Origin of the sequence: Acidiphilium sp. PM, assembly GCF_000219295.1 — a bacterium.
In the GTDB taxonomy this organism is placed as follows: Bacteria; Pseudomonadota; Alphaproteobacteria; order Acetobacterales; family Acetobacteraceae; genus Acidiphilium; species Acidiphilium multivorum.
Genome location: NZ_AFPR01000162.1, coordinates 20,737 through 32,181, shown reverse-complemented (window position 1 = coordinate 32,181; position 11,445 = coordinate 20,737). Strand labels below are relative to the sequence as shown.

General features: G+C 70.4%; 13 protein-coding genes. 11 read left to right on the top strand and 2 right to left on the bottom strand.

Annotation, left to right across the window (positions count from 1 at the left end):
- Positions 1 to 371 (bottom strand): response regulator transcription factor (locus tag APM_RS08010; RefSeq protein ID WP_007422861.1); only part of this gene is annotated, 371 nt, incomplete at its 3' end.
- Positions 368 to 886, bottom strand: coding sequence for a MarR family winged helix-turn-helix transcriptional regulator (locus APM_RS08005; RefSeq protein WP_007422860.1), 519 nt, complete (start codon positions 884 to 886; stop codon positions 368 to 370). The genes APM_RS08005 and APM_RS08010, both read right to left, overlap by 4 nt.
- Positions 887 to 1,093: 207 nt before the next feature.
- Between APM_RS08005 and APM_RS08000 the strand changes: the two genes are divergently transcribed.
- The 11 genes from APM_RS08000 (at position 1,094) to APM_RS07950 (ending at position 11,437) form a co-directional block, all read left to right on the top strand.
- Complete coding sequence (locus APM_RS08000) at positions 1,094 to 1,993, top strand: branched-chain amino acid aminotransferase (RefSeq protein ID WP_007422859.1); 900 nt, start codon at positions 1,094 to 1,096, stop codon at positions 1,991 to 1,993.
- A complete protein-coding gene (locus tag APM_RS07995; protein WP_007422858.1) occupies positions 1,990 to 2,379 on the top strand; it encodes a YidH family protein in 390 nt (129 codons plus the stop codon). Before APM_RS08000 ends, APM_RS07995 begins: the two co-directional genes overlap by 4 nt.
- A gap of 118 nt (positions 2,380 to 2,497) precedes the next feature.
- The gene (locus tag APM_RS07990; protein ID WP_011941819.1) at positions 2,498 to 3,712 is read left to right on the top strand and encodes a multidrug effflux MFS transporter; all 1,215 of its coding nucleotides are present in this window, start codon (positions 2,498 to 2,500) and stop codon (positions 3,710 to 3,712) included.
- A 21-nt stretch (positions 3,713 to 3,733) separates the two neighbouring features.
- Positions 3,734 to 4,474: a gamma-glutamyl-gamma-aminobutyrate hydrolase family protein gene (locus APM_RS07985; protein WP_007422856.1), complete on the top strand. Its 741-nt coding sequence runs from the start codon at positions 3,734 to 3,736 to the stop codon at positions 4,472 to 4,474.
- Positions 4,475 to 4,526: 52 nt separating this feature from the next.
- Positions 4,527 to 5,030: a hypothetical protein gene (locus APM_RS07980; protein WP_007422855.1), complete on the top strand. Its 504-nt coding sequence runs from the start codon at positions 4,527 to 4,529 to the stop codon at positions 5,028 to 5,030.
- Between the two features lie 10 nt (positions 5,031 to 5,040).
- A complete protein-coding gene (gene accD / locus APM_RS07975; RefSeq protein ID WP_007422854.1) occupies positions 5,041 to 5,910 on the top strand; it encodes an acetyl-CoA carboxylase, carboxyltransferase subunit beta in 870 nt (289 codons plus the stop codon).
- Positions 5,907 to 7,220 carry a folylpolyglutamate synthase/dihydrofolate synthase family protein gene (locus APM_RS07970; RefSeq protein WP_007422853.1) on the top strand — a complete coding sequence of 438 codons (1,314 nt, stop codon included), beginning with the start codon at positions 5,907 to 5,909 and terminating at the stop codon, positions 7,218 to 7,220. Before accD ends, APM_RS07970 begins: the two co-directional genes overlap by 4 nt.
- An 83-nt stretch (positions 7,221 to 7,303) precedes the next feature.
- Complete coding sequence (locus tag APM_RS07965) at positions 7,304 to 8,377, top strand: alcohol dehydrogenase (protein WP_007422851.1); 1,074 nt, start codon at positions 7,304 to 7,306, stop codon at positions 8,375 to 8,377.
- On the top strand, positions 8,374 to 9,273 hold the full coding sequence (locus APM_RS07960) for a LysR family transcriptional regulator (protein ID WP_007422852.1): 900 nt from the start codon (positions 8,374 to 8,376) through the stop codon (positions 9,271 to 9,273). The genes APM_RS07965 and APM_RS07960 overlap by 4 nt, the downstream gene beginning before the upstream one ends.
- Before the next feature lie 140 nt (positions 9,274 to 9,413).
- Complete coding sequence (locus APM_RS07955) at positions 9,414 to 9,887, top strand: formate dehydrogenase subunit gamma (protein WP_007422850.1); 474 nt, start codon at positions 9,414 to 9,416, stop codon at positions 9,885 to 9,887.
- Entirely contained in the window at positions 9,887 to 11,437 is a 1,551-nt protein-coding gene (locus tag APM_RS07950; protein WP_007422849.1) for an NADH-quinone oxidoreductase subunit NuoF, read from the top strand. Before APM_RS07955 ends, APM_RS07950 begins: the two co-directional genes overlap by 1 nt.
- Positions 11,438 to 11,445: the final 8 nt, after the last annotated feature.

The window sequence follows — 11,445 nt, the reverse complement described above, 5'->3', positions numbered from 1 at the left end:
CGGCGGAGCATGGCGCGGATGCGCAGCAGCAGCTCGCGCGGGTCGAACGGCTTGCCGAGATAGTCGTCCGCCCCCGCCTCGAAGCCGGCGATGCGGTCCTCCGGCGCGCCGCGGGCGGTGAGCAGCAGGATCGGCAGGTCCGGCGCGCGGTCGGCGCGCAGCGACTCGATCAGTTCGAGCCCGGTTTCCTCGGGCATCATGACATCGAGCACCATCATGTCGGGGTCGACCACGCGCAGGGTCTCGCGCGCGGCGGCGGCGCTCTCGGCGACGGTGACGCGGAAGCCGTTCTCGACGAGGTAGCGCTGCATCAGCGCACGCAGGCGGGCATCGTCGTCGACCAGCAGGATGTGGGCGGCGGTGGCGCTCATCGGCGCGCGTTGCGCGCGGCCTCGGCCCGGTCGAGATAGGCGCGGGCCTCTTCCTTCATCATGCCGCGCAACACCTTGCGGAAGCCCTCGACGGCGGGGCCGCCGGCCTCGCGGAAGGCGGCGATCAGGCGCTCGCGCTGGGCCTCGAAGAGCTTGCGCTCCAGCGCGGCACCCGCCGGGGTGAGGCTGAGCAGGCGCTGGCGGCGATCCGCCCGGCCGGGGGTCTGCTCGACATAGCCGTCGCGGATCAGCGGGCCGAGGACGCGGGCGAGACTCTGCTTGGCGATCCCGAGAATGTGAAGCAGCTCGCCCACCGGCAGGCCGGGATTGCGGCCGATGAAATGCAGCGTCCGGTGATGCGCGCGACCGAAGCCGATTTCCGCAAGGATGGCGTCGGCCGCGGCCACGAGGTCGCGGTTGGCGAAGAAGATCATGTCCTGGGCGAGGCGAAGCTCTTCCTCGCGCAGGAACAGGAGGCCGGCGGCCGTGCCGGGCTGGGATGGTTTTTCGTGCATGGCTCCCTTGCCCATACTGAAGCGGGGACGCTGTGATAAGACAGGATTTATGGCTTTCCTGCAAGAACCGTTGCGCGGGCGGGCCGCAACCGCCGCCAAAACGTCAATCCTGCTCTCCGGCAATCATCGCTTGGCCATCGGCCGCGGACAAATTATGGTTCCGGGTTCCTCGGCAGAGGGGACCGACATGAAAGAGGACGCGAGGCGATGAGTCTGATTCCGTTTGACGACCGCGACGGCATGATCTGGTGGGACGGCGAGCTGCGCCCCTGGCGGGACGCCAAGCTGCACGTGCTGACGCACGGGCTGCATTACGCCTCCGCCGTCTTCGAGGGCGAGCGGTCGTATGGCGGGAACATCTTCCGCCTGCGCGACCATACCAACCGGCTGATCCAGTCGGGCAAGCTGCTCGGCTTCGACATTCCCTTCAGCGCCGATGCGATCGACGCCGCCTGCAACGAGGTGCTGAAGGCGAACGGGCTGACCGACGCCTATATCCGCCCGATCGCCTGGCGCGGCTCGGAGATGCTCGCGGTTTCCGCCCAGCAGACCAAGATCCACCTCGCCATCGCCGCCTGGCCGTGGCCGAACCTGTTCGGCAACGACCGGATGAAGGGCATCACCCTCGGCATGGCGCCGTGGCGCCGGCCCGATCCGCGCACCGCGCCGACCGCCTCGAAGGCCGCCGGGCTCTACATGATCGGCACGCTCTCGAAGCACGCGGCCGAGGCGGAGGGGTTCAACGACGCGCTGATGCTCACCCTCGACGGGCATGTCGCCGAGGCGACGGGGGCGAACATCTTCTTCGCGATCGACGGCGAACTGCACACGCCGACGCCGGACTGCTTCCTCGACGGCATTACCCGCCGCACGGTGATGGCGCTGGCCCGCGCGCGGCAGATTCCGGTGCATGAGCGGCACATCAAGCCCGAGGAGATGGCGAAGGCGAGCGAGGTGTTCCTCGCCGGCACCGCCGCCGAGGTGACGCCGGTGCGCCAGATCGGCGAGCTGACCTTCACGCCGGGGAAGATCACCGAGACGCTGATCGCGGACTATACCGCGCTCGTCCACATGTCGCCGGAAGAGGTGGCCAAGCGGGCGGCGTGACCGTTCCGCGGTTCAGCGACCACGCGGCGAACGAGCGCACCTTCCTCGCCTGGGTGCGCACCGCGATCGCGGTGATGGCGTTCGGCTTCCTGGTCGAACGCTTCAACCTCTTTCTCCAGGTGGCCGGGCAGTCGCTGGGGCGGAAGTTCACCGTCTCGGGGACGCTCGCGTCCGACGCGGTGGGGATCGCGCTGATCGTCGCCGGCGCGATGATGGTGGCGGCGGCGATGCTGCGATTCGTCGGCAACCGGCGCGCGATCATCGACGAGGACGCCCGCGCGCCGGAGAGCGACCGGCTCGACCTCGCGCTGGCGGGGATGATCGTCGCCCTCGGGGTCGGGCTTGCCGTCTATCTCGCGGCGACGATCCTGCACGGGACGGGCTGATCCCTGCGCGGGGCGGGCTGCCCCCTGCGCGGGGCGGGCTGATCCAGATCGCCGGCGCCCGGCAGGATTGCGCCGGCGGGGCGTTTGCCGGGATTCGCGGCCGGGTTATGGTGAGGCAATGTCATCCGCACAAAGCGCCGTTGCCGCCGATGCGCCGGATCTGGCGACCAGCCGGCGCCTGCCGCTGCTGCTCGGATTCCTGATCGCGATCGGGCCGGTATCGGTCGACATGTATCTTCCCGCCTTCCCGACCATCGCGCGACAGTTCCACGACCCGGCCGGGCCGGGGCTGACGCTCGCGGCGTATTTCGCCGGGCTCGCCGCGGGGCAGATGACGCAGGGGCCGTTCTCGGACCGGGCCGGGCGGCGGTTGCCGATCCTGCTCGGGCTCGCGCTCTACACCCTCGCCTCGATCGGTTGCGCGCTGGCGTGGAACACGGCCTCGCTCTCGGCGTTCCGGCTGGTGGCCGCCTTCGGCGGTTCGGCCGCGGTGGTGGTGCCGCGGGCGATGGTGCGCGACATCGCCGACGGGCCGGCGGCGGCGCTGCTGTTCTCGCGGCTGATGCTGGTGATGGGCGTGGCGCCGATCATCGCCCCCATTCTCGGCAGCGCGGTGATCGCGTTCGGCTCGTGGCGGTGGATTTTCGCGCTGGCGACGCTCTACGGGATCGTCGCGATCGGGCTTGTGTGGTTCCGGCTGCCGGACACGCTGCCGCTCGCGCGGCGCAGCACGGTGGGGTTCCGCACCATCATCATCCGCTACGGGCAGATTTCCGCCGAGCGCGGCTTCCTGACCCATGCGCTGACCGGGACCTTCGCGATCGGCGCGCTGTTCGCCTATCTCGCCGGCACGCCGGCCGTGTTCATCGGCGAGTTCCACTGGGACCCGATTTCCTATGCGCTGCTGTTCGGGCTGAACGCGGCGATCTATATCGGGTTCAACCAGTGGAACCCGCATCTCGTGGCGCGGGCGGGGCTGCGGCCGGTGATTTCCGCCGCGGTCGCGGCGCTGGTGTGCGGCACGATCGTGCTGGTGGCGGCGGCGCTGCGCGGCGGCGGGCCGCTGCCGATCATCGCCGGCCTGTTCATCTGCCAGGCGAGCTACGGGCTCAGCCTGCCGAGCTCGCTGGTCGCCGCCCTCTCCCGGCACCAGGCGCATGCGGGCTCGGCCTCGGCCCTGCTCGGCACCTGGCAGTATCTCGGCGGGGCGATCACCGGCGCGCTGGTCGGCGCCTTCGCCGACGGCACCGCCCGGCCGATGGCCTTCGCCATGTTCGCCTGCGCGGTGCTCGCCGCACTCGCCGCCGCCTTCCGACCGCAACGCCTGACCTGACACGCCCCTGACGAGGACAACATGCCCAGCATCATCGGCATTCCCGCCTGCACCAAGTTCATCGGCAACCACCACCAGCACGCCACCCCGGCGCGCTACGGCGAGGCGGTGATCGCGGCCAGCGACGCGCTGCCGCTGCTGATCCCGCCGGAAGGCGAGAAGATGATCGCCGTGCTCGACCGGCTGGACGGCATCCTGTTCAACGGCAGCCCGAGCAACGTGATGCCGGCACGCTACGGCGTCGCCAATGACGAGACGCCGGACGCGCACGACGCCGACCGCGACGCGACGACGCTGCCGCTGATCCGCGCCGCCCTCGCCCGCGGGATGCCGGTCCTCGGCATCTGCCGCGGGTTGCAGGAGCTCAACGTCGCCCTCGGCGGCACGCTGCACCAGCAGGTCCATACCCTGCCGGGGCGGCTCGATCACCGCGCCGGCAACGGCACGAGGGCCGAGCAGATGGCGCTCAAGCACGAGGTGCGGCTGAGCGGCGCGCTGCGGCATATCTGCGGGGCGGAGACGATCATGGTGAATTCGCTGCACGGCCAGGCGATCGACCGGCTGGCGCCGGGGCTCGCGGTGGAGGCGGTGGCGCCGGACGGGACGATCGAGGCGGTGCGGGTCGAGGGGGCGGCGGGCTTCGCCATCGCCGTGCAGTGGCACCCGGAATGGGCGGTGATGGAGGCGCCGGACCGGCAGCGGCTGTTCGCCGCCTTCGGCGAGGCGTGCCGGACCTGGCGCGGCGGGCGGGCGGCGGCCTGACTTTTCGGGACGCAGCTTCTATATGGGGGGCTTACGCGGAAGGACCGAGGCCATGGATATCCAGACGATCGATTCGCAATACGACCAGTTGCAGGCCCAGGCGCAGCAGACCGCCGGCCAGCTGAAGGCGCTGGCGCAGAAGCTGCAGGCGGCGCGCGACGCCGGGAACCAGGACGCGCGGGAATGGCTGCTCGACCTGCGCGAGGTCGCGCTCGCGATCCAGGCGGAGCAGAATCAGGTCGGCGGGCTGCTCCAGGCGCTTCACAATTTCGTGGCCAACCAGCCGGCGGCGGTGCCCGCCGCCTCGGTGCCGCAGACGCAGCCGGCCGCCCAGCCAGCGTCCCAGCCCTGGGGGGCGCCGCAGCAGGCGCCGTATCCGCCGCCGCCGCCGCAATACCCGCAGCAGGGTTATCCGCAGCAGGGCTATCCGCCGGCCTATCCGCAGCAGCAGGGCGGCGGGCTGCTCGGCGGGTTCCTGAATTCGGGCTTCGGCCGGGCGATCGCGATGGGGGCCGGGTTCGGCCTCGGCGACGACCTGATCAACAGCATTTTCTGACCGGCCCGACATGAACTGGCTTTCCGAATTCGTCCGCCCGCGCATCCGCACCCTGCTGGGCCGCAAGGAGGCGCCGGACAATCTCTGGCATCAGTGCAGCGCCTGCCAGCAGATGATCTTTCACCGCGAACTCGAGAACAACCTGAAGGTCTGTCCGCATTGCGGGCACCACATGCGGGCGACGGCGGCCGAGCGGCTGGCCTGGACCTTCGATGGCGGCGCGTTCCAGAGGATCGACCTGCCCAAGGTGCCGGCCGATCCGCTGAAGTTCCATGACCGCAAGAAATATCCCGACCGCCTGGCCGACGCGCGCCGGAAGACCGGCATGGAGGACGCCGTGCTGGTGGCGCATGGCACGGTGGGCGGGCACCGGGCCGTGGTCGCGGCGATGGATTTCCGCTTCATGGGCGGCTCGATGGGCGCGGCGATGGGCGAGGCGCTGGTCACCGCCGCCCGGCTCGCGGTGCTGCAGAAGGCGGCGCTGATCGTCTTCACCGCCTCGGGCGGGGCGCGGATGCAGGAAGGGCCGGTGAGCCTGATGCAGATGCCGCGCACCACCATCGCCGTGCAGATGGTCCGCGAGGCGGGGCTGCCCTATATCGTCGTGCTGACCGACCCGACCACCGGCGGGGTGACCGCCTCGTTCGCGATGCTGGGCGATATCCAGATCGCCGAGCCGAACGCGCTGATCGGCTTCGCCGGGGCGCGGGTGATCGAGGAGACGATCCGCGAGAAGCTGCCAGAAGGCTTCCAGCGCGCCGAATACCTGCTCGAACACGGCATGGTCGACATGGTGCTCGCGCGCGGCGAGCTGGCGGCGACACTCGGGCGGCTGCTCGGCCTGCTGAAGGTGGGGCGGCCGGACGCAGAGGCGGCGTGAGCGGGGCGGCGCCGGCCCCGGCACCGGCACCGAGCCGGATCGACGCGCGGATCGAGCGGCTGCACGCGCTCTATCCGCGGCTGATCGACCTGCGGCTGGAACGGCTGGAGCGGCTGCTCGAAGCCCTCGGCCATCCGGAGCGGCGGCTGCCGCCGACCATTCATGTCGCCGGGACCAACGGCAAGGGCAGCGTCTGCGCCTTCCTGCGCGGCATGGCCGAGGCGGCGGGGCTGCGGGCGCATGTCTATACCTCGCCGCATCTCGTGCGGTTCAACGAGCGCATCCGGCTTGCCGGCGCGCTGGTGAGCGACGACGAGCTGGACGCAGCACTCGACGAGGTCGAGCGGGTGAACGACGCCGCGCCGATCACCGTGTTCGAGGCGATCACCGCCGCCGCCTTCGTGCTGTTCGCGGCACGGCCGGCGGAGATCGCGATCATCGAGGTGGGGCTCGGCGGCACCTTCGATGCGACCAACGTGATCCCGCCGCCCGCCGCCGCCGCGATCACCGCGATCTCGCTCGATCACCGCGAGTTCCTCGGCGAGACGGAAACCGTGATCGCCGCCGAGAAGGCCGGGATCATGAAGCCGGGCAGCCGGGCCGTGACCGGGTTCCAGACGCCGGACGTGCTGGCCGTGCTGGAGTCGCGGGCGAAGGCGGCCGGGGTGCCGCTCGCCGCGCGCGGGCGGCAGTGGCGGATCATGAAGCAGGGCGAGGGCGCGGTGTATGAGGACGAGGAGGGGCGGCTGGAGCTGCCCCGCCCCGCCCTGCCCGGCGCGCACCAGTTCGACAATGCCGGCATCGCCATCGCCGCCCTGCGCGCCGGCGGGTTCGGGCTCGACCAGGCCGCCTTCGCGCGCGGCATGGCGGCGGCGGAATGGCCGGCGCGGTTGCAGCGCCTTGGGCCGCCCTTGGCCTCGTTGCTGCCGGCGGGGTCGGAACTCTGGCTCGACGGCGCGCACAATCCGGGCGGGGCGCAGGCGCTGGCCGAGGTTCTGGCCGGCTGGGAGGGGCCGACGCATCTCGTCGTCGGGATGAAGCAGGCCAAGGACGTGGCGGAGTTTCTGCGCATCCTGCTGCCGCAGGCGGCATCGGTGCAGGCGGTGGTCGAGCCGGGGCAGCATCTGGCCCTGCCCGTCGAGGCGATCATCGAGGCGTCGGGCGGGATTGCGACGGCGGGGCCGGATGTGGAGGCCGCGCTGCGGCGCCTCGCCGCGGACGGGACGCCGAAGCGGGTGCTGGTCTGCGGCTCGCTCTATCTCGCCGGGGTGATCCTGGCACGGCAGGAAGCGGCGCCGGCGCAGGGCTGATCCCCCTCGCCTTCCGGCCTGCCCGGCTTGCCTGAACCGCGCGATCCACCCGATACTCGCGCGGAGCAAAAAGGGAGACCGGAATGTCCGCCACGATGAAAGCCTGGGCCGTTGTCGAGAACGGGGCGCCGCTGAAGGAAATCGACCTGCCGATGCCGGAGCCGACGGGGCGGGAGATCTTGCTGGAGGTGACGCATTGCGGCGTCTGCCATTCCGACCTGCATCTCTGGGACGGGTATTACGATCTCGGCAGCGCCGGGCGCTACGAGATCGTGCAGCGCGGGATCACGCTGCCGCTGGCGCTCGGCCACGAGATCGTCGGCCGGGTGGTGAAGCTCGGGCCGGAGGCGAGCGGGGTGAAGGTGGGGGATGTGCGGATCGTGTATCCCTGGGTCGGCTGCGGCGAATGCGCGCGGTGCAAGGCGGGCGAGGACAATCTCTGCGCGAAGCAGCGCTCGCTCGGCATCTACCAGCATGGCGGCTACGCGACCCATGTGATCGCGGCGCATGCGGGGCACCTCGTCGACCCCGGCGATCTCGATCCGGCGCTGGCGGCGACCTATGCGTGTTCGGGCATCACCGTCTATGCCGCGATCCGCAAGGTGATGCCGCTGCCGGCGGACACGCCGGTGGTGCTGATCGGCGCGGGGGGGCTCGGGCTTTCGGCGATCGCGGTGCTGCGCGCGCTCGGGCACAAGGCGATCGTCAGCGTCGATACCAGTGCGAGGAAGCGCGAGGCGGCGCTGGCGGCGGGGGCCACCGCGGTGGTGGATGGCAACGACCCGGCGCTGCACAAGGCGATCATCGCGGCGTGCGGCGGGCAGCCGGAGGCGATCATCGACCTCGTCAACGGCTCGGGCACGGCGAAGGCGGCGCATGCGGCGCTGGCCAAGGGCGGCAAGCTGATCATGGTCGGGCTGTTCGGCGGCGAGCTGAACATCCCCCTGCCCTTCATGCCGATGCGGGCGCTGACGTTGCAGGGCAGTTTCGTCGGCACGCCGGGCGATCTGCGCGAGCTGGTGGATCTCGCCCAGGGCGGGGCGCTGCCGAAGCTGCAGATCGAGACCGTGCCGCAGCGCGAGGCGGACGCGGCGATCCATCGGCTCAAGGCCGGGGATGTGACCGGGCGGCTGGTGCTGGTGGCCGACGGCGCGTGATCGACAAGCTCGAATACCTGCTCGCGCTGGCGCGGGAGGAGCATTTCGGCCGCGGCGCCGAAAGCTGCGGCGTGACCCAGCCCACCTTCTCGGCGGGCATCCGCTCGCTCGAGGAGGCGCTGGGGATGCCGCTGGTCGAGCGTTCGTCGCGGTTCCAGGGGTTCACTCCGGAAGGCGAGCGGGTGCTCGAATGGGCGCGGCGGATCGTCGGCGACATGCATGCCATGCGCGCCGATATCCGCGCCCTCAAGCGCGGGCTCAACGGGCTGCTGCGGATCGCCGCAATTCCGACCGCGCTCGCCACCATCACGGAACTGACCACGCCGTATCGCCGGCAGCACGAGGCGGTGCGGTTCTCGATCCAGTCCTGCACGTCGAACGAGGTGCTGCGACGGCTCGACAATTTCGAGGTCGATGCGGGGGTGACCTATATCGACAACGAGCCGATCGGGAAGAACCGGGTGGTGCCGCTCTATGACGAGCGCTACCGGCTGCTGACCGCGGCGGACGCGCCGCTCGGCCGGCGCGAGCAGGTGAGCTGGGCGGAGGTCGGCCAGATTCCGCTCTGCCTGCTGACGCCGGACATGCAGAACCGGCGGATCCTCGACCGGCTGCTGCGCAATGCCGGGACCGAGCTGCGGCCGACGCTGGAGAGCAACTCGATCGTCGTGCTGGTCAGCCATGTGCAGACCGGGCGCTGGGCCTGCGTGCTGCCGGAGAAGCTGGCGCAGATCTTCGGGCTGACGCCTAGGCTGCGGGCGATTCCGATCGTGGAGCCGGAGGAGGTTCACGCGGTCGGGCTGGTGCTGCCGAACCGCGAGCCCGTGTCGCCGCTGGTGGCGGCGCTGGTGAACGTCGCGGAAGGACTGGCGCGGGGTCAAGCCACCCTTGCTTGATAGACGCGCTCTATCAAACAATCCGGGTTTTGGCTTGTTTGCGGGAAGATCATGTGGATAATGCACACGAAAGATTAACCTGCCCGATTTAAGCAGGAGGTTCGGTCATCCCGGCCGAGCGAGGAAACAGGACTGTCGGAATGGACCCAAAGCCCGCTGAATGGAATGACGAGGCCGCCCGCGCCGTGATCCGGGATTACCTGGGCGAGGAAGGGCCGCTGCTGCCGATCCTTCACGCGCTGCAGGAGAATTTCGGCTTCATCCCGCGCGAGGCCGAGCCGCTGATCGCCGACATGCTCAACATCACCCGCGCCGAGGTGCATGGCGTGATCAGCTTCTACCACGATTTCCGCCGCGCGCCGGCGGGCCGCCACGTGCTGAAGCTGTGCCGGGCGGAGGCCTGCCAGTCGATGGGGTCGGAGGCGAATGCGCGCCGCCTGCTGGACGCGCTCGGGCTCGACTGGGGCGGCACCACGCCGGACGGGCGGATCACCGTCGAGGCGGTGTATTGCCTTGGCCTGTGCGCCACGGCGCCGAGCGCGCTGTTCGACGACGAGCCGGTGGGACGGGCGGATGCCGCCACCCTTGAAGCCCTGGTCGCGGAGGCCGCGTGATGAAGATTTTCGTGCCGCAGGACATGGCCGCCGTGGCGGTCGGGGCGAACCGGGTGGCCGCGGCGATCGAGGCCGAGGCGCGGGCGCGCAACATTCCGGTGACGATCGTGCGCAACGGTTCGCGCGGGCTGTTCTGGCTGGAGCCGCTGGTCGAGGTCGCCACCGCGTCGGGGCGGATCGGCTACCGGAACATCGGGGACGCCGACGTGGCGGGGCTGTTCGAGGCCCGCTTCTTCGACGGCGCGCCGCATGAAAAATGCGTCGGCCATGTTGAGGAGATTCCCTTCCTCGCGAGGCAGACGCGCTTCACCTTCGGCCGCGCCGGGATCATCGATCCGCTCTCGCTCGAGGATTACCGCCATCACGGCGGTTACAAGGGGCTGGAGGCGGCGCTCTCGATCGGGCCGGCGGCGACCGTCGCCGCGGTGAAGGAGAGCGGGCTGCGCGGGCGCGGCGGCGCGGGGTTCCCGACCGGGATCAAGTGGGAGACCGTGGCGCGCGCGCCGGCGGACCGCAAATATGTCGTCTGCAACGCCGACGAGGGCGATTCCGGCACCTTCGCCGACCGGCTGATCATGGAAGCCGATCCGTTCATGCTGATCGAGGGCATGACGATCGCCGGCGTCGCGGTCGGCGCGACTAAGGGCTATGTCTATATCCGCTCGGAATATCCGCTGGCGATCCGGATGATGCGCCGGGCGATCGAGATCGCGGAGCGCGCCGGCTATCTCGGCAAGGGGATCAACGGCAGCGCGCATGATTTCGACCTCGAGGTGCGGGTCGGCGCCGGGGCCTATGTGTGCGGCGAGGAGACCTCGCTGCTGGAGAGCCTGGAGGGCAAGCGCGGGCAGGTGCGGCCGAAGCCGCCGCTGCCGGCGATCGAGGGGCTGTTCGGCCGGCCAACCATCATCAACAACACGATCAGCCTGGCGAGCGTGCCGTTCATCCTGGCCGAGGGGGCGAAGCGCTATGCCGAGATGGGCTATGGCCGCTCGCGCGGGACGATGCCGGTGCAGCTCGCCGGCAACGTGAAGCATGGCGGGCTGTTCGAATGCGCCTTCGGCGTGACGCTGGGCGAGCTGGTGAACGACATTGGCGGCGGCACCGCCTCGGGCCGGCCGGTGAAGGCGGTGCAGGCGGGCGGGCCGCTCGGCGCCTATTTCCCGGTCTCGATGTTCGACACGCCCTATGATTACGAGGCCTTCGCCAAGCGCGACGGGCTGATCGGCCATGGCGGGCTTGTGGTTTTCGACGACACTGCCGACATGGCCCAGATGGCCCGGTTCGCGATGGAGTTCTGCGCGCTCGAATCCTGCGGCAAGTGCACGCCCTGCCGCATCGGCTCGACGCGCGGGGTGGAGACGTTCGACCGCATCCGCGCCGGGATCGAGCCGGAGACGAATCTCGCCCTCGTGCGGGACCTCTGCGAGACGATGAAGTTCGGCTCGCTCTGCGCGCTGGGCGGCTTCACGCCGTATCCGGTGCTGTCCGCCATCAACCATTTCCCGGAAGAGTTTCGCGCGCCGAAACTCCCCGCCGCGGCTGAGTGAAGGAGAAC